This is a genomic window from Streptomyces sp. NPDC088915, from assembly GCF_044749825.1.
Lineage (GTDB): Bacteria > Actinomycetota > Actinomycetes > Streptomycetales > Streptomycetaceae > Streptomyces.
Genome location: NZ_JBIVIR010000009.1, coordinates 252,938 through 277,257 on the forward strand (window position 1 = coordinate 252,938; position 24,320 = coordinate 277,257).

The following is a 24,320-nucleotide window of genomic DNA, read 5'->3' on the forward strand; positions in this document are numbered from 1 at the left end:
AGGGAAATTTCACCCGAAAGGTCCCGTTTTGTCGGGTTAAGTTTGTGGAAAGGGATGGTGGCATGGCTTCCACCGAGCGAATCGTCCACGACACCACGTGGAACGACATCGACATCGAAGAGGCCCTGAACCCGTGCGAGCCGGGCGGCACGGCCCGTGACAGCAGGGAATGCGCGGCGCTGGCGCTCGCCGGCGGCTCGGGCGGCCTCCTGCTCTCGCCGCCGACGCCCCGCCCCAAGAAGGGCTGATGGAACGGTCGGAGGCGGCTGCCCGTGTGGCGGAAGCGGTCCATGACCTCGCCTCGGACGTGGTCTCCGCCCTCAAGGGCGGGGACCACTCCTCTGCCCGGAGCGGGACGGCCGCCACGGAGGGCGACGGCCCGTGGCTCGCGGCCGTGCGCATGCTCGGACCGGACCTCCTGCTCCCCGCCCTCGTGCACGGCAGGCCGCCGCACCCGCAGGACGTCGCCGCGTGCCGGCGCGCCGCCGACACCTTCCCGCCCCGGGCCGACTCTTCCCCGGTGACCGTCTGGAGCCACTGGGCCCTGGCGCGGATGTCGGACCATCCCGACGCGCGGTCCGCCGCCTTCGCTGCGCCCACCGGCCCCCCGGCGGAGCACGGCCCCGACCACGGCGCCGGGTCCGACGGGGCGCGGGACGCGTGGCCTGCCGCCGTGCCCTGGCAGCAGCTCACCCACCAGCTCGCGCTCCTCGCCCCGCTCGCCGTCCCCGGCGACACGGCGGCGGCCGCCGCCTGCGGGCACGCGGTGCTCGCGGACTCCGCCGTCGCGCGGGCCGCCCGGCAGCGGCCCGTCGACCTCGCGCGCGGCTTCGTCCGGGCGGTGCGCCGACGGGACTGGCTCCAGGCCGCCGCCGCGGGCCGCTGGCTGGCGGTCGTCGACGACGTGCCGAAGACCCTGGGCCTGGACGCCGGTCTGGACTTCGTCCTGCTGATGGGCGGCTCCGACCCCCGGGTGGACCTGCACGTGCACGCCGCGCAGCACTTCCGCGCGATCCGGTCGGCGGGAGCCGGGCGGGAGGACGACACGGGGGTGCGCGCATGACGGCGGCGGTGCCGGACCGGGAACTCGGCGGGCAGACCGCCGAACCGGCCGGCGAAGGTCCCCGACCGCCCGCCGGCGACACCACAAGGCCCCTCGCCGACGGCGTCCCGCGCCCCTCCGCGGCCCCGCAGGTCGTGGAGGTGGCACACACCGCCCTGGACTGGGTGTACGACCACCTCCCGTGCTTCGCGCTGCCCGAGGACGTGCTGGCGCCCGACGTGCTCGTCGACCGCACCTGGAAACCGCTCGGCGAACTCGCCCAGCTCGGCGACGGCGTCCGCCGCCACACCACCTCCGGCCCGGCCCGCCGACGCGCCGCCGAACTCCTGGAGTTCGCCTGGGGACAGACGCGCCGGGGCTCCCTGCTCCTCGAACAGCTCCGCGCGGAACCGATGTCCACCTACCCGCTGGAGATCTACGCCGCCTTCCGGTCGGCGGGCTTCCGGCACCCCGCCTTCGAGGAACTGGCCCGCACGCTGGCCCGCACCCGGAGCTGGGCGCACACGGAGCAGGACCCGACCCGCCGTCTGGGCATCCTCAACGCCGAGCACCGCACCGGCCTGCCCCTGCACGCCCCGCCGCTCACCGCCCTGCACCGCACCTGGCTGGGCAGCCTGCCCGAGCCGTGGATGTTCGAACGCTCCGCCGGCTACGCCCTCACCCACGTCGTCTTCCACCTCACCGACTGGGGCAACGCGCCGCACCGCATGCCGCCCCGGCTCGCGCGCTACCTCCACCACTGGCTGCCCGCCTGGCTGGACTCGTGCCTGGAGGAGGAACTCTGGGACCTCGCCGGGGAACTGCTGGCCGTGGCCGCCGGCCTCCCCACCCCCGTCCCGGCGCGGACCGTGGAGCCCGCTTGGGCACGGCTCGCGGCCGCGCAGGACGCGGCGGGCGGACTGTGCGAGGTCGGCCCGAGCCGCCGCGACGGCGCCGCCGAGCCGGGCTTCGTCCACTGCTACCACTCGACGCTGGTGGCCGCCTACGCGGCGACCCTCACCGCCGCCCGTCTGTACGGGGCCTCCTCCGCGCCCCTCACCGCCACGGTCCTCCCGGGCCCCGAGACCGCGCCGCCGGGTGATGCCCCATGACCCTCCACCAGCCGCCCGCGCCCTCCGGCCCCTCCCCGCAGGACGGACCGGACGCCGTGGACACCGCGCTCTTCCACCGCATCGGCCTGCGGGCCATGGAGTGGCTGTACGAGCACCGGGAGGGATTCCGCCTGGAGCCGGACGCCGACCCCGAGACGGGCTTCCTCGACCGCTTCAAACCCGTCGGCGAAGTCGCCATGATCTGCAAGGTCCTCTTCCGCGAGGGCGTCGCCGGCTCCCACCAGGTCGACCTGGCCCGCCGGCTCCTGGACCACCTGTGGCGCGACGTCCTCGACGGCGGCCGGATGCTGGAGGAGGGCCAGCGCCGCGAGCCGATCTCCCCCGTCCCCTTCGACGTCTACCTGCCGTTCTGGGAGATGGGCTACCGCCGTCCGTACGTCGACCGCGCGGTCCGGCTCAACCAGCGCCTCGACAGCTGGGCGGCGATGGAGATGAGGCCGGTGCGGCGCCTGGGCCTGAGCGCCTTCGAGCACCGCTTCGGGCTGACCCCGCGCGTCCCGGTGGAGGAGGCCGCGGCACGCACCTGGCTGGCCCGCGCGCCGGAGCCGTGGACGGTCGAGGGATACGCCGCCTACGACGTCACCCACACCGTCTTCCACCTCACGGACTGGGGCGCCCGCCCCGCCGACCTGCCGCCCGCCACCGCCGACTACCTCGCCACCTGGCTCCCCGTGTGGCTGGACGACTGGCTGGACCTGCAACGCTGGGACCTGCTCGGCGAACTCCTCGTCGTCGACGCCTGCCTGGAGCACCCCACGCTGGACGCCCGCGCCTGGCGGGGCTTCGCCGCCGCGCAACAGCCCGGCGGCGCCATGCCGGCCGTACGGGGCATGCCGGAGGAGGCCGACGGGGACGTGCTGTTCGACACGGTGTACCACTCCACCGTCGTCGCCGCCTTCGCCGCCACCCTGGCCACCTCCCGCGCCTTCTCCCGCCTCGCGGGCGCGTCGGCCTCCCCGGGCGCGACGACGTGAAGCCGTACACGGACGGACCGGGGTCCGGGGACGGCGGGGGCGAGAGACCGGAACGGGCCGCCGACCCGCCCGGAGCGGGGACGACCGCGCCCCTGGCCGACCGGCTGGCCGCCGCCGTCGCGTCCGTCGAGGCCCCCGACGTCGTCTTCGCCGCTTCCGTACGGGGCCGCAGGACGCTGCGCGACGGCGGCGCGGCCGACGCGACGGCCACCGGCCGCCGAGAGCTGCGCTACGAGATCGGCTCGGCGTCCAAGACCTTCGCCGGCCTGCTCCTGGCCCACCTCGCCGCCTCCGGGCGCGTCCCCCTCGGACACCCGGTGGACGCCGCGCTGTTCCCGGACCGGCCGCCCGGCCGCGATCCCGTCACCCTCCACCACCTGATCACGCACACCTCCGGACTGCCCGGCCTGCCCCGCGACCTCTACCTGCGAGCACTGCCGCGCCGGAACACCAACCCGTACGCCGGATACGACGCCCGGCGCGTCGTCGAGGCGTTCGCCCGCGCCCGTCCTCGCCGTCCCGGCACCCGCTGGCGCTACTCGAACTTCGGCGCGGCCGTCCTGGGCCACGCCCTCGCGGCCCGCACCGCGACGCCCTGGGACGACCTCCTGCGCGAGCACGTCCTGGACCCGCTCGGCCTGTCCGGCACCGCCCTGCGGCCCGGCGCCGGGGGAGGGCGGGACGCGACCGGCCACGCCAAGGACGGCACCACGCCCCTGCCGCCCCTGGACATCGCGGGGTTCGCCGCGGCGGGAGCCGTGCGCGCCACCCCGCACGACCTGCTCGCCTTCCTGGAGGCCCACCTGGAGCCGAACGGGCCGCTGGCCGACGCCCTGCGCGAGGTGCGCCGACCGGTGTTGAGCCACGGCCGCGGGAAGCATCGTCAGGCCCACACGCTGACCTGGTTCCAGCAGCCGACCCCGCATGGACCGGCCTTCTTCCACTGCGGGGCCACCCCGGGGCAGCAGGCGTTCCTCGGTTTCTGCCCGGCCACGGGCCTCGCCCTGGCCGCGGTCGCCACCCGCCGGTACCGCCCCGCCGACCCCTTCTCCACGGAGGCCCTGACCCTCCTGTGCGAGGGCCCGTAGCCATCGCCGCCGCCACCGGTCCGCGGGCCCGCCGGCCCGACCGCGGAGACGCTGCGCCGGGCGGACACGGACACGGACGCGGTCGGGACGCGCACCGGGACCACGTCCGTGGAATTCTCCACCTGTGACGACGACCTGGTCATTCGGCTGGAAGCGCTACGGCCGGCCCTGCGCCCCTAGGGCCTGTCCGGCAGATCATGGCCGGGGCCGCGACGCCTGGCACGGCACCTCGCCGCGTTGCCGAAACGTCCCGATAGCTCCGCTATCGAGCCGCTCCGGCGCCTTGCGAGGCACCGCACCAGACGCCGCGACCTGTCCGACCCTGATCCGCCGGACAGGCCCTAGAGGGGGGCGGACCAGGGGGCGCCGAGCGGTTCGTCCATGATGACCCGCGTGAACACGGAAACATGCGACCCCGCCGAGCTGGCCGCTCTCCGCGAGATCGTCGCCTCCCACTCCGGGGCGGCGCCACCGGCCGGCTGGGAGGCGGTCCGGTCCTTCGAGGCGGAGCACGGCGTCGTCCTCCCGGAGCCGTACCGCACGTTCGTGGCGGAGGTCTGCGACGGCCTGCGCGCCGGACCGCCCTCCTACGGTCTGCTGCCCCTCGCCCAGACGCCCCCGGACTGGGGCGCGGACCGCCCCGAACGCCTGCTCGCCCAGCCCTTCCCGCTCACGGAGGCGTGGCTGTGGGAGGACGACGAGACGGAGCTGTCGGAGCAGGAGTTCGAGGCCCGGCTGGCCCGCGTGTTCGACCACGGCTCGCTGCTGCTGGGCACCGACGGCTGCGGCATGTACTGGCACCTGATCCTCACCGGCCCGCAGCGCGGTCACGTCTGGCAGATCGCCGACGAGGGCGCGATCCCCTTCGGCCCCCCGTCGCCCGACGCCCCGATGCCCGGCACCCCCGGATTCGCGGGCTGGGCGACCCACTGGGCCCGGGGCCACGACTGGTTCCCGGACGCCTAGGCCGCTCCCTTCCGAAGCGGTGATCCGATGATCGGAGGACGGGGTCATCGGATCGGGGTGATGCGGCGACACTGGTGCGACGAACTTCGAAGCGGGGCTCGGCGAGGGCGGCTGGGACGGCGGGGCCCTCCGGGCCGGGGCGTACGGGCGAGGGGCTCGGGCCCGCGAGCCGGGCCATCACGCCCTCGGACGGTCCCGCGCCGGCTTGAGCACGAAGTCCCCCCCGCGCCGCCCGCGGCCGCCGTCGCCGGGGCGTCGTTAACCGGCCGTACTGAATGGCCGTTCGGTAAAGCGCACACGTCTTCAAGCAGGTCGGCGGCCGGTGGGGGAGGGGGGCGGGGCGACGCGGGACCGCGTCGAGGGCCCTTCGCACCGCTCCTGAGCAGCCTCGACGTGCCGCGCACACCGATAAGTGCGCCCATGTGTCCGAATAACGGTCGTCAAGGTGCGGTAGCTCAGCGTGTCAGACACACTCCGAAGCGCAAGGCGGGCGGAAATCGCAGGAGAAACGCCGCCCGCTCCCGTCGATTCGAAAGAGAATCTTCTCGTGCTTCGTCGTTCTGCCGCAATTTCCGCAGCCGCCCTCCTCTGTCTCGCCGGCGCCGCCGGCACCGCGGAAGCCGGATCCACCAGCCTCTACGCCCCCTCCGCCGTCGTCCTCTCGATCGGCAAGGGCACCGACTCCGGCGCGCTCACCGTCCTCCGCGCCACCACCCTCAGCTGCATGCCCGGCCCCAGCGGGACGCACCCCGCCCCGGAGGCCGCCTGCGCCGAGCTCAAGGCCGGGTTCGCGGGCGGCGGGTTCGAGGGGCTCCTCGCCTCTCCGAACCCCGACCGGGCGTGCCCGCAGCACTTCGACCCCGTCACCGTCACCCTGGACGGCGTCTGGGAGGGGACCCGTACGTCCTGGCAGTACACCTTCTCCAACGCCTGCGTCATGGGGGTCACCCTGAACGGCGGGGAAGCCTTCGCGTTCTGAGCGGCGCGCCGGCTCGCGACGAGCGGGCGGAGCCGGGGATCTCGGCCGGATGGAGCAGCGGAAGGGCGAGGGGCGGCGGGGCGGCCGATGCTGGGGCCGACCCCACCCGCCGGACGCGCGTCCGCCCGGCGCCCCACCGAGAAGGAGCTCCCGTGTCGGCACGCCCCGGAGTCCGTTTCCGCTCGCGCGCACGCCTGCGCCTGTCCGCCGCCGCCCTCGTCGGCGCCCTCTCCGGCGCGCTGGCGCCGGGCGGCGCCGGCCTTCCGGCCCGGGCGGCCGGAACGCCCCCGCCGCCGTCCTCGCCTTCGTCCTCCTCCTCGCCCTCGGACAAGGCCCTGCAGAGGCAGTTGGACGACCTCGTCAGGACGGCCGGCGGGCCGCCCGGCGCGATCGTCCTGATGCAGGTGGGCGACCGGACGACGGTCCACCGCGCCGGTGTGGCCGACACGAGGACCGGCAGACCGCCCCGGGCCGACGCGTACATGCGCCTCGCCAGCGTCTCCAAGGCGTACAGCGGGGCGGTCGCCCTGCGCCTGGTCGACCGGCACCGCCTCGACCTGGACGACACGATCGGCCAGCGCCTCCCCGCCCTGCCCGAGGCCTGGCACGGGGTGACCCTCCGGCAGCTGCTCAGCCACACCAGCGGACTGCCCGACTTCTCGACCGCCCCGTCGTTCCTGGAGATCCTGATCGCGGACCCGAGACACCACTTCGACTCGCACGGGCTGCTCGACTTCGTCGCCGACCGGGGACTGGAGTTCCCGCCGGGATCGCGGTACGCGTACTCCAACTCCGACAACATCGCCGTCGCGCTGATGGCGGAGGCGGTGACCGGCCGGCCGTACGAGCGGCTGCTCGAAGAGCTCGTGTACCGGCCCCTCGACCTGCGCCGGACCCTCCTCCCGCAGGGCTACCGGATGCCGAGGCCGTACCTGCACGGCTACGACGTCACGCCGCCCGCCCCGCCCGAGGACATCAGCGAGGCCCTCAGCGCCTCCGGCGTGTGGGCCTCCGGCGGCATCGTGGCCACGCCCGAGGACCTGAACTCGTTCGTCCGGGCCTGGGCGGGAGGACGCGACTTCCTGTCCCGGGAGGTCCGGAACCAGCAGCGGAGCTTCATCCCCGGCGCCGCCTCGGAGCCCGCCGGACCCGGGGCCAACGCGGGCGGCCTCGCGATCTTCCGGTACACGACCCGGTGCGGCACGGTCTACGGCCACACCGGCAACTTCCCCGGCTACACCCAGCTCGCCGCCGCGACGGCGGACGGCAAGCGGTCCCTGACGTTCTCCATCAACACCCAGACCAGCAAGTCCCTCAAGCCGGAGCTGCTGGCCAAGGTCCGCGCCGTCCAGGAGGACTTCGTCTGCGCCCTCCTGCGGCGCTGAGACCCGCTCCCGCCGGGGGCGCGCGAAAAGACGACTGAGGGCGAGACGGCGCGCCCTGTTACGGCGGGGGCACGGCTTTTCCCGACCGGGTCCCCTTCACCCTCCGCCCCCGCGAGAAGGCCGCCGCACGGCGCGGAGCAGCGGTACGCGGACCGGGCCGGGGAGGTGACCCGTACGGAGGAACTGCTCGAAGCCGTGACGAGGCGGCCCTCCATCACCGGCCGCGACCCGAAGCAGGGCTTCGGCGAGCACCGCCGGTCCGACGAGGCGAAGCCCGGCAGGCGACCTGTCGACGGGGCGGCGGCTGGAACCGCGCACCGGCCGCGGGGGCGCGCAGGAATTGCAGCGGCATGCCGGCCGGGCGAGGCTGGGAACTCGCAGCTTGAAGTGGAGCAGCCAGTCATGAGCAATCTGGTCGTGGTCGGGGTGGACGGCTCGGAGATGAGCCTCACCGCCGTGGGAGCAGCCGCCACCGCGGCGGCACGGCGCGGTGCGAAGCTGCGTGTGGTGCACGTCGAGGTCCCGATCAAGCCCAGGTACGCGGTGCCGGACCCGGCCTCCGCGACACTGGTCCACGAAGCGGCGGCCCACGCCCTCGACGTGGAGCCCGGGATCGCGGTGACCAAGGCCGTGGTGACGGGCGACGTGGTGCACGTGCTGGAGGCCGAGTCGCAGGCCGCGGACCTGATCGTCGTCGGCTCCAGGGGGCTGGGAGGCATCACGGGCCTGCTGCTGGGGTCGACACCGGTGTCCCTGGCCGCCCGCAGCCACTGCCCCGTGATGACGGTCCGCGAAGAACACGGGGCGGCCACCGACGCGGGGCCCGTCGTCCTGGGGGTCGACGGCTCACCGGACAGCGACGAGGCCGTCGACATGGCCTTCGCCGAGGCCGCGCGGCGCCGGGCCGAACTCGTGGTGGTGCACGCGTGGCAGCCGGACGGGACCGCCTCCGGCACGACCCCCGAGTCCGCGGCGCAGTCCCTGGCCCAGGCGGTCGCCGGCCGCACGGACACCCATCCGGACGTCACCGTCCGGCGCGAGGCGGTGGAAGGCAAGGCCCGCGAGGTCCTGATCGAGGCGAGCAGGACGGCCCGACTGCTGGTCGTCGGCGCCCGCGGCCGCAGCGGCATCGCCGGGCTGCTCCTGGGCTCGGTCAGCCAGGCGGTGATGACGTACGCGCACTGCCCCGTCGTCACCGTACGCAGAACGGCCTGAGCGGCCCACCGCGAGACGACGACCCGCGCCCACGCCTTCTCGGCGGTCACGTGGCAGATCGACGACGCCGACGCCGCCCGCGACCCCGGGGACAGGGACCGGATCCTGCGGCAGACGGACGAACGGATCGGGCCCGCCGTCGGGGACATGAACAGGGCGATGCACGAGATCCGGTTCGACGACCCTGCCGACCCCTCCGCCGCGGCGGACCGCGTACGCGACACGGCACGGCACGTGCAGCCCGCCTGCCGACCGGACGGTTCCCCCACCCCGGTGAAAGACCCCGCCCCCGGCACTTTTTCCGGGCGCACGGTCCGTTACCCGCCCCGTCCATGATCGTTACCTGCTGTGCCCGTCACCTCACGGAGGCGGCGCCCCCGCCCCTCGGACAACCACGGGGCGTACGCGAACAGGTCGTAGCGGGAAAGGACTGTCGGTGGGCAGCTGGATCAGTGTCGGTCTGGGGGCTGCGGCGGCCCTGTGCCCGCTGCCCCAGCACGGCGGCACCCTGGTGGTCATGGACCACACCCCGACCACCGACCGGCTGGTGGTGTGCGCTCCGGACGTGTGGATCGACATGGGCCACGGCCACTCGGAACTCCCGCCGGAGACACCGTGCCCCACGCCCACGCCCACGCCTCCGCTCCCCTCCACACCGCGGCCCCCGGCACCGTCCCCGCCCGCACCCCCGCCCGCGCCACGACCCTCGGAGACGCCTGCGTCCGCGTCGGCGCCCGAGCCGTCCGCGTCGGCGCCCGAGCCGTCCGTGACGCCCTCGGCGGCCACCCCTCGCGCGGTCTCTCGCGCCACCGCGCCGAAGTCCGCCGAGCGGCCGGGGGAGCCGGCACCACCGGCTGCCCCGGCGCCCGACGCCGTCCCGGCCTCGGACCCGCCCCCGATCCCGACCTCCGCTCCGGTCCCGCCGAAGGTACGCCAGGCCTTCCGGTGGGTACCGCGCCCGTACTACACCGGCGGCCCCACGCGCCCGGCCCCGGCGGGGATGTCGACGACCATGACCACGGTCGTCGTCACCCTTCCGGGCGTCCTGGCCGCGGTCGCCCTGCGGCCCGGCTCCCGTCGCCGCAGGCGCGGCTGACGACCCGCCCGCCCTCCCTTTCCCCTTCTTCTCTCCTTTCCTCCCCTTCTCGCTTCGTTCGTCATGGAGTTGCGCTGTGCCGGAATGGCTCGTCTACACCCTCGCCTCGGTCCTGGTCTGCCTGCTCGTCATCGCGACCACCGTCATGCGGCACCGCCGGGTGGACGCGGACGAGGACACCTCCGAGACCCCGGACGTGCTGGAGTACATGGTCATGATGGTCGGCGTCGTCTACGCCATCGTGCTCGGCCTGGCGATCGCCGGCGTGTGGGAGGCCCGCGGCGCGGCCGAGGACACCGTCCAGCGCGAGGCCCAGGCCCTGTACGAGATCGACCAGCGGCTCGACGTCTACCCGGTCGCCTTCCGCACCCAGGTCAAGGACCACATCGACGCCTACGCCCGGCACGCCGTCACCGCCGAATGGCCCGCCATGAAGGACGACGCGCCCGTCGACGCCACCGGTGCCGACCTGCTCGGCCGCATCCGCAGCGACATCGCCCACCACACCCCGGCCGACGAGCTGCAGGCCCAGGCCTACCAGCCCCTCCTCGACCAGGTCGCCGCCGCGGACAACGCCCGCCACCAGCGTCTGGACAGCGCCGGCACCACCCTGCCCGGCGCGGTCTGGTTCGGCCTCGTCGCCGGCGCCGTGGTCACCCTCGGTCTGCTCTACACCCTGCAGATCCGCCGCTCGGCCCGCGAACTGCTGCTCGCCACCACCTTCAGCGCCCTGGTGGTCTTCCTGCTCTTCCTCGTCTGGAGCTTCGACGCCCCCTTCGGTCACTCCGGCACCGACTCCGCCCAGCCCTTGAGCGACCTGATCACCCCGACCGCCTGACCCACGGCGACGCGGCGCGGCAGCCCCGGCGGCCGCGCGGCCCCTCCCCGTACGACTCCCAGACGCACGATCGTGCCTGGTGGCGGCAGTAGGATCAGTTTTTGATCATGCAGAGGGGAACAGGCCGACGGCCAGGGCGACGAAGAAGCTGAAGACGGCGGGCCCGCCGGGGCCACGGCCAGCAACTGGGTCGCGGCCTTCGGCAAGGGCGCCGGCGGGAAGGTGACCGCGGACTTCTACGACGAGGGGTCGACCCGTCAGGTCGTGGTGCTGTACTTCCAGGGGACCGGTCGGAAGAAGGAGCTCGAAGCCCGGATCGGCGAGGACGACGCCTGGGGCGTCACCCTCGCCGAGACCGACCCGGCGGAGGTCCGGAAGCAGCCCGCCTGGGCACCGGCCACTCCGGGCGCCACGGGTTCGCGCTCGCCCGGGAACTGAACGCGCCCGCCTCCGCGCCCCTCGTGACGTTCCTTCAGGCGAGGGTGACGACGCGCGCCCAGGCGGGCGGCGCGTCGGGGACGTAGTCGGGGTCCTCCTCGTTCACGGTGCGGGCGGGCCGGGGGAAGAGGCCGACGACGGTGCGGCAGGGCGGCTGCGCGGAGGGCCAGGGCGTCTGGCCGTCGGTCAGGGCGACGACGACGTCCGGGCGCGGCCGGGCACGGAGGGCGCGGGCGAAGCCGGAGCGCAGGTCCGTCCCGCCGCCCCCGACCAGTTCGATGTTCTCCGCGCGGCAGATCGGCACGGCGACACCGGCCGCCGCGTCGCAGGAGATCACCGAGACCAGGTCGCGCCGCCCGCCCACCGCCCGTGAGATCGCCGCCACCTCCAGGAGCGCGCTGCCCAGCTCGGCGTCGCTCACCGATCCGGAGGTGTCGATGACCACGCAGACCCTGGGCGGCATGCGGCGCAGGGCCGGCAGCACCACCCCCGGGACGCTGGCCGAGCGCCGGGACGGACGCCGGTAGCTGTGGTCCTCGCCCGCACCCGACGCCCCCACCGCCGAACGGACCGCGGCTCCCAGCAGGCGCCGCCACGGCTGCGGCGGATGGAACGCCTCCTCCGCCCACCGGCGCCACCCCTCCGGCGCGTCACCGGGACGGCCCTTGATGCCCTCCGCGACGCGGAAGCGGACCGCGTCCCGCTGCTGCCTGCTCAGCCCGTGCGCACCGTCGGGACCCAGCTCCCACGGCCGCTCGTGACCGTCGGCGCCACTGCCGCAGTCCAGCCAGGCCAGGTCGGCGACGAGCCCGGACACCGAGGCCGTCCGCAGGTACTCCTCCATCAACTGCCCCTCGGGCAGTCGCAGCAGGGAGGGCAGCACCGCCCCGGCGGGCCGGGGCAGACCCTCGCCGTAGATGTCGTCGTTGATCTCGAAGTCGGCGGCGATGTTGCGCCGCAGCCGCTCGCCCGGCCCGTGCTCGCCGTGCTCCTTCGCGTACCGCTCACCCCGCCCGTGGTGGTCCCTGAGCAGGTGGGAGACCTCGTGCACCCAGACCCCCGCCAGCTCCTCCACCGGAGTGGCCGCCACGAAACGGGGGGAGACGTAGCAGCGCCAGTACGCGTCCACCGCCATCGTCGGCACCGACCGGTCCTCCACCACGTGCAGGGCGAAGAGCGCCCCCGCCAGATAGGGGCGCACCTTGACCGCGTGCAGCCGGGCGGCCAGCAACTTGTCCATGTCCAGGGGGAGTCCGGGCGCACCGGCCGAGCCGCCGGAAGCAGCCGCCCCACTGGGGTCGGCCGACCCGCCGGAACCGGCCGCCCCACTGGGGCCGGTAGCCCCGCCGGAACCGGTCGCCGGCGTCGGGAGGGTGATCCGCACCGGGCGCGGTGCCGGGGGAGGGGCCATCGGCCGGGGCAGCGGGGGCGGGGACTTCCGGTGCGGCGTCCGGGGCCGCGCGGCCCCCGTCACCGGCGCGCCTCCGCCGCACGCTTGGCGTCCGCCGCGGCGGCGCGTCCCACCGACCGGTCCGCGCGCCGGGCCAGTCCGATCACCCCGGCCAGCCGTTCCACCGACTCGGGGACCTCCCAGTCGTCGCGGCGCAGCGTGGCCAGCACCGTCGCCGGGGCGACGAGCAGGTCCGGGGCGCCGGTCTCCAGGGCCCGGACCAGCACGGCCCAGCCCGCCTCCCACCGCTCCCGCTCCGGGCGCGCCCCGACGGCGGCCACCACCGCGTCGAGGGCCGCCTGGCGCAGGTCGCCGCGTTCCGGAAGTTCGGCGGAGGCCGGATCGGCCAGCAGCGACTCGGGGTCCGGCAGGTCCATCCGGTCCAGGTGGGCGAGGAGTTCGAGCCCGGGACCGTCGCCCACCGCCCCTCGCACCAGGAGCGCCAGCACCTCCCGCGAGACGGAGGCCGCCGTCCCGAAGGCGAGCAGGGTCAGCGCGGCCTCCCAGCTCCGGGGCGAGGGCCAGGCGCCCCCGCGCCGCGTCTCGGTGGTCGGCAGCCGGTGGATCATCGTCGGCCGGACCTTCAGGAAGCCGCAGACCGCGCGGCGGGCGAGGGCCACCGCCTCCGGAAGCCGCTCCGGGTCCAGCCGGGGCAGCTCCGCCCGGGGCCAGACCCCGCCGAGCCCGCGCACCACCACCTCCTGGTCGTGCACCCAGTACAGGTGCACGAACCGGTTGGCCAGCGGAGGGCTCAGCTCCCAGCCGTCGGCCGCCGACGCCCGGGGGTTGGCGGCGGCCACGATCCGCACGCCCGGCGGCAGCCGCAGCGCGCCGACCCGCCGCTCCAGGACGACCCGGAGCAGCGCGGCCTGCACGGCGGGGGTGGCCGTGGAGAGCTCGTCCAGGAAGAGCAGGCCCCGTCCGACGCGTACGAGTTCCACGGCCCACTGCGGGGGCGCCATCGGCACCCCCCGCACCGCGGGGTCGTCGCCCACGATCGGCAGCCCGGAGAAGTCGGACGGCTCGTGGACGCTGGCGATGACGGTCGTCAGGGGCAGGTCGAGGGAGGCGGCGAGCTGGGTCAGGGCCGCGGTCTTGCCGATGCCCGGCTCGCCCCAGAGCAGTACGGGCAGGTCGGCGGCGACGGCCAGGGTGAGCGCTTCGAGCTGCTCGTCGGGACGCGGCTCGGTGGTCGTCGTCCGCAGCAGCCCGAGGAGGTCGTCGGCCAGGGCGAGGCGGGCACCGGTACCGGACGCGCCGGCCGCGGGAACAAGGGCGGGGACGGGGGCGGGCATGAGGGTGCTGAACGTCATGGGCATCACCTGGGGGGGGGAGTGAGGGAACGGGGTGACCCGTCCCGGATGTCGTGTGGCCGCTCGAAACGCGCTACGAGCGGAGAAGGGCGGGCATTCAGGAGCCGGGAAGAGGCCGGGAACTCAGGAGGAAGTCCGGGGGACCAGGACGACGGGCCGTTCAGCGGGACAGGCCGGTCCGGGGCCGGGACAGCCCGTCCCGCTTGTGGCGCATCGCGAGGGGACTGCGACGGTCGAGCCGGGGACGGTGGCCCGCTTCCGCGGACCTCGCGCCCGAAGCGCCCCCGCCGCCCGCCGCACCGGTCCGGACACCGGCGGCGGGGTGCTCGGCGACCAGCCCCGCACGGAAGAGGCCGTGGTCGACGCGGCGGGCCGCGGCGGACACCAGCTCCTCCCGGAGCGGACCGTCCCGCAGGACCGCGTCGGGACCGAGGAGCCCCGTCACGACGGCCAGCGCCCCGGAGACGTCCCCGTGCACGAGCCGCTCCCGGACCGCGGGCAGGGCCTCCGGGTTGCGGTGCGCCGTGTCGATCACCCGCAGGCAGGGCAGCGCCGGCCCGCCGAGGGCCACCATCAGCTCCTCCCGGCGCAGCGTGTCCCGGTCGTGGTCGACCGCCGACAGCACGCCGTCCCGCAGGGCGATCCGGTGGACCTCGCCCCGGCACTCCACCCGGTGCGGATCACCGGGCGGGTGGACGGGGCCGGACAGCACCGCGGAGGCGGCGGGGACGGACGCGGTCAGGGCCCCGGCGACGAGGGGGTGCAGCCGCTCCGCCGCGAACAGCCCCGCGCGCAGCAGCTCCAGGTCGGGAAGGGTCCGGGCCGCCGCTTCCGGCAGTACCGGAAGCGCCGCCACCTCCTGCGGGGACAACGGCTCCCGCACCGGCCCGAGGACCGGGGCATGACCGTCGTCGGGAGCGACGAGCGCGCACACGGCCCGTCGCCCCGCACCGAGCCGTACGGTGAAGGCCCCCCGAGGAGGAAGCCCCTCGGCCCGCAGCAGCGCCTCCGCCTCGGCCGCCCACCTCCCGACCGCCCACGGGGAGTCCGGGAAGGAGGACAGGTCGGGCAGGCCGGGCGGTGACACGGACGGTGGCTCGTCGGCACCGCACCGCCGTGCCAGGTCGCCGGCCCGTCCCGCGTCCCAGAGGTGCCGGTGCAGGTCGAACCGGAAACGCCGTTCGGGATGCGGATGAGGATGCGGAGGGGCGTACGAAGGACGGCCGGGGCCATGGTTCCCCGACCCCTCCCACACGGCGAGCGACATCCGCTGCCCGGCGTCCGCCCAGGCCGGTGGTGTCCGCACCACCAGACTCAGCGGCGCGGCGCCGGGACTTCCGTACCGGGCCAGGGTCAGGGTGAGGCCGGGACGGAGCCGCCCGTCGGGGGCGATGCGGGGCATGTGCCAGCGGAGCAGGTCCGGCGCCAGACGGCGCAGGTCGGCACGGAGCCGGGCGGTGAGGTCGGTGCCGTGGCGATCGGCCACGGCGCGCGGATCGAGGTCGACGTCGATCCGGGCGGCGGCGCAGGCCCCCGCCCAGTCACCGACCGCACGCCGTGCGGTCGCGGTCTCGATCATGGACGGTGGCACGGCGTACTCGCGCACGCGCCGCCACATCAGCAGGTGGGTCGGAATCCCGTTCACGGGGTGAAGTGCCATCAGCACTCACCTTGCGCGAACGAGTCCCCCAATCGGTACGAGGAGAAGTTCATCATCACCGGCATCGTAGCCCACGGCCGTTCGATTCCCCAGAGGGTTTCATCGGGAGGGGCGTCACCCCCGCGAGTGATCCCCGGTGGTCAAACGGGGCGCACGAAGCGTCGGACGGACGAGCGGGGGCGAGCGCGCCCCTCCGCGCCACCGGGCGCCGTTGGGGTACGGCCGCCCGCGGGCAGGATCGCCGGAGAGACCGGCAGAAAGGCCAACCGTGGCAAGTGGGTTCCAGCGCGACAAGCTCGTCGACATGTTCCGCGCGTTCGACGCCGACGACAACGGCTACCTCGACCGGCGCGACTTCCAGGCCCTCGCGGAACGCTGGAAGAACCTGCCCCGGGTGCGGCCGGGGTCCGAACTGGCCGCACGTGTGGAGGCGGTCATGCTGGGCTGGTGGGACCACCTCGCGGCCCACGTGGACGCGGACGGGGACGGCAGGATCGACCTGGACGAGCTCCTCGCCATGGTGGACCTGCTCCCCACGATGCGCGAGGCCGTCGCCGCGACCGCCGAGACCGTCTTCGACGCCGTCGACGAGAACGGCGACGGCCGGATCTCCCCCGCCGAGCACCGGCGCCTCGTCGACACGTGGCACGGCGGGAGCGTCGACGTCGCCGACGTCTTCGACCGCCTCGACCAGGACGGGGACGGCTACCTCAGCCGCACCGAATTCACCGGACTGTGGATCCAGTTCTGGACCAGCGACGACCCGGCAGAACCGGGCAACCACCTGTGCGGCCCCGTGCCGACCGCCACCTGACGACCCGTATCCGCCGACGGTGTCCCGACGAGGGAGCGACCCTCGGGGGCTTCGATCCGCGGAGTCGGGTGTGCGGCGGTGCGGGAGTCTGGGATCGTGGGGCCACACCACCGGCGGATCGACGACGGCCGCCTCGTAGCCAGGGAGGGGCCCACCGTGCCAACACGCGCACCCAGGGCGGCGGGCGGCGAACCGGCCACCGAGGTGAGCACACCGCTCTACCAACTGAAGGCCGAGTTCTTCAAGACCCTCGGCCACCCCGTCCGCATCCGGGTCCTGGAGCTCCTCAGCGTCCGCGAGCACGCCGTCTCCGAGCTGCTCCTCGAAGTGGGCGTGGAGCCGGCGGCGCTGTCCCAGCAACTCGCCGTGCTGCGGAGGTCGAACCTCGTCCTGACGCGCCGCGAGGGCGTCAGCGTGTACTACCGCCTGGTGAACGACGAGGTCGCGGAGCTCCTCCGGGTCGCGCGCGGCATCCTCACCGGGGTGCTCCAGGGCCAGGCCGCGCTCCTCGCGGACCTCGACGCCTCCCCCCGCCACTGACCGTCCGGCGGGGCCGCCGTGTCCACGTGTTCGGGCAAAGCGCCCCCGTCGAACGGACGGGATGGGTAGCGTCACGTCGACGGGCGCGCACGGCGCCCGGCATCCCACGAGGAAAGGCGGCAGCCCATGGCGAACGTGGAAGTCTCACTCAAAGAGATCATGACCCGGGTGGAAGGCAGCCTCGCCGCCGCGGTGGGCGACTACACCAGCGGCATGGCCCTGGGGTCCCTCGGCGGCGGACGCGACTTCGACATCCACGTGGCGGTCGCGGCGAACACCGACGTGATCCGGGCGAAGATGCACACCATGGAACTCCTCGGTCTCCAGGAGCAGATCGACGACATCCTCATCACGCTGGGCAACCAGTACCACCTCATCACCCTGGGGAAGGGGAGGGGCAAGACCAACCTCTTCCTCTACCTCGTCCTCGACAAGCACAAGGCCAACCTCGCCATGGCCCGGCACCAACTGCGCCGCGTCGAAGAGGAGATGGAGGTCTGACCCCTTGCCTTTTCACGCATGCCCAAGACTTGCAGGAATTTGAAATTCTCTACGAAAGGAGTTCCTGAAGTCTGAACTCCCGGCCGGCACGCGCCCGTCCACGACGGCGGGCGGCCCGGCCGGACGGCCCGCACGTCCCTTCCTGCCGACCGGCCCGACGGCGGCCGACAGGAAGGACGCGCACCGGCCCGGCATCCCCCGGACCGGCCGGCGTCAGTGGCGGGGGCCCACCGTCCGGGCGCCCGCGCGGACGGTGATGGCGAGCGCCGGGCAGGAGTCGGCGGCGTCCAGGGCCCGCTCGTCCTCGGCGATCTCCCGGCGCACCGGCTCCGCCGTGTCGCCCTCCAGCCGGTACAGGTCCGGGGCGAGCCCGGCGCACATGCCCGAGCCCATGCACATCCCCCGGTCGACCTCGGTGGTCCAGCCCATCGCGCTCACCAGCCCACCGGCATCTCGCGCGGACCGCGCACCAGCATCCGGTCCTTCCACCGCACGTCCCCCGCCAGGTGCAGACCGGGGAAGCGGGTGAGGAGCGCCAGGACCGCCTCCTGGAGCTCCAGACGGGCCAGCGGCGCCCCCAGGCAGTGGTGGACGCCGTGCCCGAAGCCGAGGTGCTGGACACCGGTGCGGGTGACGTCGAGCCGCCCCGGACCGGTGAACTTCAGGGCGTCGCGGTTGGCGGCGCCGATCGCCACGAGCACCGGCTCGCCCGCCCGGACCAGGGTGCCGCCCACCTCGACGTCCTCGGTGGCGTACCGGGGGAAGGCGGCGCCGCTGCCGAGCGGGACGAACCGCAGCAGCTCCTCGACGGCGCCCTTGATCAGGTCGGGCCGCTCGCGCAGCAGGGCGAGCTGGTCGGGGTGGTCGAGCAGGGCGTGCACGAAGTTGGGGATCTGGCTGGCCGTCGTCTCGTGCCCCGCGACGAGGATGCCCACGCACAGGTCGACGAGCTCCAGCTCCGTGAGTCGGTCACCGGTGTCACGGGCCTCGATCAGGCCGGTCATCAGGTCGGGGCGCGGACGGGCGCGGTGGTCCTCGATGAGCGCCGCCATGTAGGCGCGCAGCTCCTCGCGGCTGCGCCAGAACTCCTCGGCGGTCAGCGAGCTCGTGGACAGCGCCGCGTCGCTCCACACCCGGAACTTCGGGCGGTCCTCCTCCGGCACGCCGAGCATGCGGCAGATGACGGCGACGGGGATCGGCAGCGCGTACGACTCCACGAGGTCGGCCGGCGGGCCCGCGGCCTCCATGTCGTCGAGGAACCCGTGGGCCAGCTCGCGCACCTGGGGCCGCAGCTTCTCGACCTGGTGGACCGTGAACGCCTTGGCGACCAGGGTGCGCAGCCGGGTGTGGCCGGGCGGGTCCATGCCGAGGATGCCGGAGTCCTGCTGCGCCTCGGACTGGCGGGGCTCGTCGTGCTTGACGGCCTCGGCGCGGCTGAAGCGCCGGTCGCCGAGGACCAGGCGGGCGTCGGCGTAGCGGGTGGCGAGCCAGGCGGGTTCGCCGTACGCCATCCGGACGCGTAACAGCCCGGGCCGCTCCAGCGCTTCGGCGTACGCCTCGGCGAGGCCGAGTCCTTCGGGCTCGTTGAACGGATAGTCCAGGGGAGTGGGGTCGGTCGTCGCGGTCATGCGGCACCTCCGTCGTGTAAGCAGGTGCTTACAGAACCTAGGGTGGTCTCCAGAGGCGGTCAATGGGGCCGTTGCGCCGTTCGGGGGACGGACGGCGGGGCACGGAGGGCGGCGGGGATGACGCGGACGAGGGCCGACGGGACGGCGCCGGAGCGGACGCCCGTACGACGGGAGGACACGGCGGAGGGGTCCGTACGGGGCGGCGGAACCCGGGAGCGGCTGCTCGCCGCGGCGTCGGCGCTCTTCGCCGAGCGCGGGTACGACCGGGCGACGGTACGGGAGATCGCCGCCCGGGCCGGGGTGAACCAGGCCCTGCTGTTCCGGCACTTCGGCTCCAAGCAGGCGCTGTTCGGCGAGGTGGTCGCACAGGGCGGGTACGAGCAGTTGCGGAGCACACCGCCCGAGCGGCTGGTGGAGGTGGTGCTGCGCAGCCTGCTCCACCCGCCGGCGGACCCGGCCGGGGCCCCGGGAGCGAGCCGGTCGCTGAAGACGATGCTGCGCTCGGTGGGCGGTGGCGACGAGGTGTCGACGGCGGTGACCGCACTGGGCGACGCCTACGCCAAGGCCCTGGCGGAGCTGAGCACCCGACAGGACGGCGCGCTGCGGGCGGACCTCGCCCTGTCGTGGCTGCTGGGCATCGGCCTGATGCGCGTGGTCGTGGGCAAACGCCCCCTCGCGGAGGCGGACCCGGACGAGATCTGCCGCCTGGTCCTCGAAACGCTCGGCCACCTCCTGGACGGCCTCCCGCCCGACAGGAGCTAGGCGGGCGCCGGCGGAAGGGCGCGGGGGCCCACGCACCGGGCGCCCTCCTCCCGGACGCGCTCGCGCAGCTCCCGGTCGGCCGTGACGACCAGGCACGGGCGGCCGTTCGCGGCCCGGACCAGCGCGACGATCAGGTCGTCGCCGCTGCCGGGGGCCTCTTCGACCCGTACACCGGGGACGGAGGCGACACCCCGGGCGCGGCCCTCGACGACCAGCACGATCTCGTACGGACCCGGGTACGGCCCGTCGGCCGGGCCGCCGGTGGCGGTGAGCCGGTCGCGCAGCCGTTCGGCGGCCCCGCGCCGGTCGCGCCACCAGCCGTCGGGCACCGATCCCACGACATTGGCCCCGTCCACCACCAGGAGGGGACGGAGACGCGGATCCTCAGGATTCATGGCTCCAGGATGTCAGTACGGCCCCGTGGATCCCGGAGGCCGCTACTCGGACTCGGTCGCTTCCCGGGCCTGCTGGGCGATCCGCTCCAGCACGGCCCCCGGGTCGGCGGAGGGTGCGACCGCCTTGCCGATGTTCCGCTTGATGGTGTCGCTGACCTGCAGCCAGGACGGTTCGTTGACCGGGTAGAGCTGGGCACCGCGCAGGGCGATCAGGAACTGCTCGGCGTCGGGGTCCGCCGCCGCGTCCTGGGACACCTGGGTGGCGGACACCGTCGCCGGCAGCAGGTGGTAGCGCTCGGCGAACTCGTTGAGGTTCTTGTCCTGGTAGACGAAGTTCAGGAACGAGCCCACCAGCTCACGATTGCCGTCGTGCCTGAAGGCCATCATCCAGTCGGCGACACCCGCCGCCGGAGGGGTCTCCTCGTCGCTCAAGGTGTCCGACACCGGCATGCGCAGCGTGCCGACCTTCATGCCCTTCTCCGTCGCCTCGTGGAGGAGCGAGGGATAGCCGTTGACCATGCCGACGTCGCCGCGCAGGAACGCGGCGAAGGCGTCCTCCCGGTTGAGCTCGGCCGGCGGCACCGGGCCGGTCAGGCCCGGTCCGACCAGGTTGTCCTTGATCCAGCGGAACGTCTGCGTGTTCCGGTCGGACGCGAGGGTGTACTCCCCGCGGACGTCGGTGTACCCGCCGCCGTTGCTGAGTTCCCAGATCAGGGCTTCGGCATGCGCCTCCTCGGGACCGAGCGGCAGGGCGTACGGGGAGGGCACGCCCGCCGTCTTCAGCGCCTCGGCCGCCCGCTTCAGCTCCGACCAGGTCTTCGGCGGCTTCGCCCCGGCCTTCTCGAACAGCTCCTTGTTGTAGAAGAGCAGCCGGCTGCTGGCCACGAAGGGCAGACCGTAGAGGACGGTGTCGACCGAGCCGGCCTCCACGAGCGGCGGCAGGAAATTCGCCTCCGTCCTGATCGACAGCACCTCACTGGCGGGGTAAAGGCGGTCCTGCGCGGCGAAGTCGGAGTACGCGCCGAGCAGCGCCACGTCCGGAGCGTCGCCCTCCCGGACCATGCGGGTGACCTCGCGGTCGACCTCGGCCCACGGATAGAGCGTGACCTCGACCTTCTTGCCGGGGTGGGCGGCGGTGAAGGCGGTGGTCAGCCTGTCCCAGTAAGCCTTGGAGCCGGTCGCGGGGCTGGTGCCGTACTCGGGGGCCACCAGGCGCAGCGTCGTCCCGTCGCCCCCGGACGAGCCGCAGGCGGTGACGAGGGAACCCAGCAGACCGAATGCGGCCACGGAGGCGGTCATGCCGAAGAGTCTTGGTCGCACGAATTGTTCCTCTTGATTTATCGGATGGTGCGACCGGAATTCTCTCCTGTGCACGGGCCGATTTCGCCCCCTACTGAAAGGTTGTTGCATAACTCCAATCGGGAGGATTCCGCGTGGTGTTTTCCGATAGGCGGGTGCGGGCGGGCATTGCTCCCGCGGGGTTCCGCGCGAGCGGTCAGACGGAGGAGCGGAAGGCCGGCAGGTATCCGCCGGAGTGCCCGGTGGCGGTGGGGTGGTAGCTGTTGGAGACGGGCACCGTGAGGCTGTGCAGCCAGGCGTTGCCGGAGCAGATCTCGTGGCCGGTGAACTCGTCCACGACGCTGGAGTACGCGAAGCCCGCGTTGGCGGCCTGCTTGGCGAGCATGGCGTTCAGGGCGTCGCTGCCCCGGTTGATCGCGGCGCGTTCGGTCTCGCTCAGGCCGGCGATGCAGCCGCCGTTCAACTGGTAGAAGCGCGGATAGCCGAGGACCACCACGCGGGCCTGGGGCGCGCGGCCGCGGATGGCGCCGTAGAGCGACGAGAGGCTGCCGGGAAGGGTTCCGTTGACCTGCGCGACGGCGTTGTTCACCGCATTGACGCAGGTCGCCTCGCTCTGCAGCACGCAGGTCTGCATGACGTCGGCGAAACCGACGTCGTTGCCGCCGGCGGTGACGCTGACGAGCGTGGTGGAGCTGTTGAGCGGGGTCAGTTGGCCGCTTCTGACCGTGCCGGTCGTCGCCCCCGAGCAGGCGGTGAACGCGAACGAGGCCGGGGCGTTGGCCGCCGCCCACAGGGACGGGTAGGCCTTGCTGCTGCGTTGGCAGTCACCGCTGTCGGACAGGTAGCTGCCGGCGCCCACTCCCGAGGAGTAGGAGTCGCCGAGCGCGACGTAGCGCTCCCCGGCCGTCGCGGCGGCGGAGGCGGGCTGGACGAGGCCCGCGGTGAGGGCCGACGCGGCCAGGAGCGCGGACAGGGCCCATCTCAACTTCGTTGTGCGCATGACAAGGAGCTCCTTGGAGGTGAGGGGGAGTCACTTCTAGCAGGGCGTGTGGCGCACGGAATAGATGTGCGAAGAGGTTTTCTTCTGTTGGCATCGCGCATCGGGGTGCGGGGCGTTCCGCATCGAGGTCGTCCGAGGGGGCTGGGCGTACGAACCGGTGCGACCCGGCACTTCCGGGGTGGGGCGAGGGTGATTCTCCTGCGGACGGGACGGGCGATCCCGGACCGGAGCCGCGTCCGTCGCGTCTTCGGGCGTATGGATTCGGCCATGTGGCGGATCGGATGAATGGCCATCATTGCCGTGTACGTGCTCGGTGGAGGAGGTCGTTCTTCTGATCGCCCTCCCGGACGCGGAGTCCGGGCCTGCGGGTTCGCCGTGGCACGAGGGAGGCTTGCGCGGCACCGTCCACGGCTCCGTGCGACCGTCGGGCGTTGCGTCAGCGCGCGATCGTCCCGTGCGGCCGGAAAGCGGGGCCGGCGGAGCCGCAGCCGAGCGGAGCTGCGCCTTCCGCCTCTTCGCGCCCCGAGGGGCCGGGCTTCGAAGCCGGGCGGAGTTCCGGAACGCAACCGCCTTCTGCAACTTGCTGACGCTCTTTCAGGGGGATGTGGAAAGAGGGGTGCTTATTTGTTCGATCCTGTGGGATGCGCTCCGTGGCATGGACGCGCGTAGAGCGGCTGAAAGGACACCTTGTGGCGCCCCGGCGCGGAGTCAAGGATTCCCCCAAGCGATTGACAGGTTCATGGCGGCCACCGCCGCCGATCCGTGCTCCACCGGGCCACTCACCCAGCGGCCCGACCACCCCCACCGGAGGATGCAGTGAACCGTTCGTCCCGTCACGTCAGGATCACCCGCGGCAGCCGGCTGATCGCCGTGCTCGGCGCCTTCGTGGCCGCCTCGGCCCTGACCGCCCCCACCTCCTCGGCGCAGCAGGCCGACACCGCGCGGGCCACCGCCACCGCCCTGGCCACCACCAGCAGCGCCGTCCTCCGGGCCGACGTGGCCGGCTCCGCCTGGTACACCGACCAGGCCACCGGAAAGGTCGTCGTCACCGTCGACTCCACGGTCTCCCGGGCCGAGATCGCGACCCTGCGCAAGGCCGCCGGCGACAACGCCAAGAACCTCAGGATCGAGCGGACCGCCGGGAAGATCAACAAGCTCATAGCCGGCGGCCAGGCCATCTACGCCGGAGGCGGCCGCTGCTCCCTCGGCTTCAACGTCCGCAGCGGCAGCACCTACTACGCCCTGACGGCCGGGCACTGCACCAACATCGGCAGCACCTGGTACACCAACTCCGCCAACACCACCGTCCTCGGCACGCGGACCGGAACCAGCTTCCCCACGAACGACTACGGCATCATCCGCCACTCCAACGCCTCCGCCGCCGACGGGCGCGTCTACCTCTACAACGGCACCTACCGCGACATCACCGGCGCCGGCAACGCCTACGTCGGACAGTCCGTCCAGCGCAGCGGCAGCACCACCGGTCTGCGCAGCGGCACCGTCACGGGCCTCAACGCCACCGTCAACTACGGCAACGGCGACGTCGTCTACGGCCTCATCCAGACCAACGTCTGTGCCGAGCCCGGCGACAGCGGCGGCGCCATGTTCTCCGGGACCACCGCCCTCGGCCTCACCTCCGGAGGCAGCGGCAACTGCTCCAGCGGGGGCACCACGTTCTTCCAGCCCGTCACCGAGGCCCTCAGCGCCTACGGCGTCAGCGTCTTCTAATCCCCGGCCCACCGGGCCCGCGGGAGGCGCCTCCGTCGACGGAGGCGCCTCCGTCGACGGAGGCGCCTCCGGGCGG

The 24,320-nt window shown here is 73.9% G+C and carries 25 protein-coding genes; 17 read left to right on the forward strand and 8 right to left on the reverse strand.

Translation table 11 applies throughout. The annotated features are described in order from the left end of the window. Positions 1 to 62 precede the first annotated feature (62 nt). From ACIP5O_RS18690 to ACIP5O_RS18745, 12 genes are all read left to right on the forward strand, one after another. Positions 63 to 248 (forward strand): hypothetical protein, encoded by a 186-nt coding sequence (locus ACIP5O_RS18690; protein ID WP_401294573.1) that lies wholly within the window; start codon positions 63 to 65, stop codon positions 246 to 248. Next, positions 248 to 1,063, forward strand: coding sequence for a hypothetical protein (locus ACIP5O_RS18695; RefSeq protein WP_401294575.1), 816 nt, complete (start codon positions 248 to 250; stop codon positions 1,061 to 1,063). Before ACIP5O_RS18690 ends, ACIP5O_RS18695 begins: the two co-directional genes overlap by 1 nt. Beyond that, complete coding sequence (locus ACIP5O_RS18700; protein ID WP_401294577.1) at positions 1,060 to 2,154, forward strand: DUF6895 family protein; 1,095 nt, start codon at positions 1,060 to 1,062, stop codon at positions 2,152 to 2,154. Before ACIP5O_RS18695 ends, ACIP5O_RS18700 begins: the two co-directional genes overlap by 4 nt. 95 nt (positions 2,155 to 2,249) lie before the next feature. Further along, on the forward strand, positions 2,250 to 3,149 hold the full coding sequence (locus tag ACIP5O_RS18705; protein WP_401294720.1) for a DUF6895 family protein: 900 nt from the start codon (positions 2,250 to 2,252) through the stop codon (positions 3,147 to 3,149). Next, complete coding sequence (locus tag ACIP5O_RS18710; protein WP_401294579.1) at positions 3,146 to 4,237, forward strand: serine hydrolase domain-containing protein; 1,092 nt, start codon at positions 3,146 to 3,148, stop codon at positions 4,235 to 4,237. The genes ACIP5O_RS18705 and ACIP5O_RS18710 overlap by 4 nt, the downstream gene beginning before the upstream one ends. Before the next feature lie 381 nt (positions 4,238 to 4,618). Next, a complete protein-coding gene (locus ACIP5O_RS18715; protein ID WP_401294581.1) occupies positions 4,619 to 5,203 on the forward strand; it encodes an SMI1/KNR4 family protein in 585 nt (194 codons plus the stop codon). A gap of 547 nt (positions 5,204 to 5,750) precedes the next feature. After that, entirely contained in the window at positions 5,751 to 6,182 is a 432-nt protein-coding gene (locus tag ACIP5O_RS18720) for a subtilase-type protease inhibitor (protein WP_401294583.1), read from the forward strand. A gap of 152 nt (positions 6,183 to 6,334) precedes the next feature. Beyond that, positions 6,335 to 7,567 (forward strand): serine hydrolase domain-containing protein, encoded by a 1,233-nt coding sequence (locus ACIP5O_RS18725; protein WP_401294585.1) that lies wholly within the window; start codon positions 6,335 to 6,337, stop codon positions 7,565 to 7,567. A 402-nt stretch (positions 7,568 to 7,969) separates the two neighbouring features. Then, on the forward strand, positions 7,970 to 8,782 hold the full coding sequence (locus ACIP5O_RS18730) for a universal stress protein (protein ID WP_401294587.1): 813 nt from the start codon (positions 7,970 to 7,972) through the stop codon (positions 8,780 to 8,782). 436 nt (positions 8,783 to 9,218) lie between these two features. Further along, positions 9,219 to 9,878 carry a hypothetical protein gene (locus ACIP5O_RS18735; protein ID WP_401294589.1) on the forward strand — a complete coding sequence of 220 codons (660 nt, stop codon included), beginning with the start codon at positions 9,219 to 9,221 and terminating at the stop codon, positions 9,876 to 9,878. A gap of 76 nt (positions 9,879 to 9,954) precedes the next feature. Continuing rightward, a complete protein-coding gene (locus tag ACIP5O_RS18740) occupies positions 9,955 to 10,716 on the forward strand; it encodes a hypothetical protein (protein ID WP_401294591.1) in 762 nt (253 codons plus the stop codon). A gap of 222 nt (positions 10,717 to 10,938) precedes the next feature. Further along, a complete protein-coding gene (locus ACIP5O_RS18745) occupies positions 10,939 to 11,154 on the forward strand; it encodes a hypothetical protein (protein WP_401294593.1) in 216 nt (71 codons plus the stop codon). 34 nt (positions 11,155 to 11,188) lie between these two features. Here the strand turns inward: ACIP5O_RS18745 and ACIP5O_RS18750 are convergent, their stop codons facing one another. The 3 genes from ACIP5O_RS18750 to ACIP5O_RS18760 form a co-directional block, all read right to left on the reverse strand. Beyond that, positions 11,189 to 12,394, reverse strand: a complete 1,206-nt coding sequence (locus tag ACIP5O_RS18750) for a VWA-like domain-containing protein (protein WP_401294595.1) — start codon at positions 12,392 to 12,394, stop codon at positions 11,189 to 11,191. Positions 12,395 to 12,624: 230 nt separating this feature from the next. Further along, a complete protein-coding gene (locus tag ACIP5O_RS18755) occupies positions 12,625 to 13,917 on the reverse strand; it encodes an AAA family ATPase (RefSeq protein ID WP_401294597.1) in 1,293 nt (430 codons plus the stop codon). 160 nt (positions 13,918 to 14,077) lie between these two features. Next, complete coding sequence (locus tag ACIP5O_RS18760; RefSeq protein WP_401294599.1) at positions 14,078 to 15,577, reverse strand: hypothetical protein; 1,500 nt, start codon at positions 15,575 to 15,577, stop codon at positions 14,078 to 14,080. 268 nt (positions 15,578 to 15,845) lie between these two features. On the opposite strand from ACIP5O_RS18760, the gene ACIP5O_RS18765 reads away from it, so the two are divergent. The 3 genes from ACIP5O_RS18765 (at position 15,846) to ACIP5O_RS18775 (ending at position 17,432) form a co-directional block, all read left to right on the forward strand. Beyond that, positions 15,846 to 16,391 carry an EF-hand domain-containing protein gene (locus ACIP5O_RS18765; RefSeq protein WP_401294601.1) on the forward strand — a complete coding sequence of 182 codons (546 nt, stop codon included), beginning with the start codon at positions 15,846 to 15,848 and terminating at the stop codon, positions 16,389 to 16,391. Between the two features lie 204 nt (positions 16,392 to 16,595). Continuing rightward, on the forward strand, positions 16,596 to 16,931 hold the full coding sequence (locus tag ACIP5O_RS18770) for a metalloregulator ArsR/SmtB family transcription factor (RefSeq protein WP_356548801.1): 336 nt from the start codon (positions 16,596 to 16,598) through the stop codon (positions 16,929 to 16,931). A gap of 126 nt (positions 16,932 to 17,057) precedes the next feature. After that, positions 17,058 to 17,432, forward strand: coding sequence for a hypothetical protein (locus ACIP5O_RS18775; protein WP_356548748.1), 375 nt, complete (start codon positions 17,058 to 17,060; stop codon positions 17,430 to 17,432). Between the two features lie 213 nt (positions 17,433 to 17,645). Here the strand turns inward: ACIP5O_RS18775 and ACIP5O_RS18780 are convergent, their stop codons facing one another. After that, on the reverse strand, positions 17,646 to 17,861 hold the full coding sequence (locus ACIP5O_RS18780; protein WP_356548802.1) for a ferredoxin: 216 nt from the start codon (positions 17,859 to 17,861) through the stop codon (positions 17,646 to 17,648). A gap of 5 nt (positions 17,862 to 17,866) precedes the next feature. Further along, positions 17,867 to 19,060: a cytochrome P450 gene (locus ACIP5O_RS18785; RefSeq protein WP_401294603.1), complete on the reverse strand. Its 1,194-nt coding sequence runs from the start codon at positions 19,058 to 19,060 to the stop codon at positions 17,867 to 17,869. A gap of 117 nt (positions 19,061 to 19,177) precedes the next feature. On the opposite strand from ACIP5O_RS18785, the gene ACIP5O_RS18790 reads away from it, so the two are divergent. Then, a complete protein-coding gene (locus ACIP5O_RS18790) occupies positions 19,178 to 19,822 on the forward strand; it encodes a TetR family transcriptional regulator (RefSeq protein WP_401294605.1) in 645 nt (214 codons plus the stop codon). Here ACIP5O_RS18790 and ACIP5O_RS18795 read toward each other — a convergent pair. From ACIP5O_RS18795 to ACIP5O_RS18805, 3 genes are all read right to left on the reverse strand, one after another. After that, positions 19,819 to 20,217, reverse strand: coding sequence for an NTP pyrophosphohydrolase (locus ACIP5O_RS18795; RefSeq protein ID WP_401294607.1), 399 nt, complete (start codon positions 20,215 to 20,217; stop codon positions 19,819 to 19,821). The two genes, ACIP5O_RS18790 and ACIP5O_RS18795, sit on opposite strands and share 4 nt — an antisense overlap. 42 nt (positions 20,218 to 20,259) lie before the next feature. Next, positions 20,260 to 21,516 carry an extracellular solute-binding protein gene (locus tag ACIP5O_RS18800; protein ID WP_401294609.1) on the reverse strand — a complete coding sequence of 419 codons (1,257 nt, stop codon included), beginning with the start codon at positions 21,514 to 21,516 and terminating at the stop codon, positions 20,260 to 20,262. A 196-nt stretch (positions 21,517 to 21,712) separates the two neighbouring features. Further along, a complete protein-coding gene (locus ACIP5O_RS18805; protein WP_401294611.1) occupies positions 21,713 to 22,516 on the reverse strand; it encodes an SGNH/GDSL hydrolase family protein in 804 nt (267 codons plus the stop codon). 816 nt (positions 22,517 to 23,332) lie between these two features. Here ACIP5O_RS18805 and ACIP5O_RS18810 point away from each other — a divergent pair. Then, positions 23,333 to 24,244 (forward strand): S1 family peptidase, encoded by a 912-nt coding sequence (locus tag ACIP5O_RS18810; protein WP_401294613.1) that lies wholly within the window; start codon positions 23,333 to 23,335, stop codon positions 24,242 to 24,244. The last annotated feature ends 76 nt before the right edge of the window (positions 24,245 to 24,320 follow it).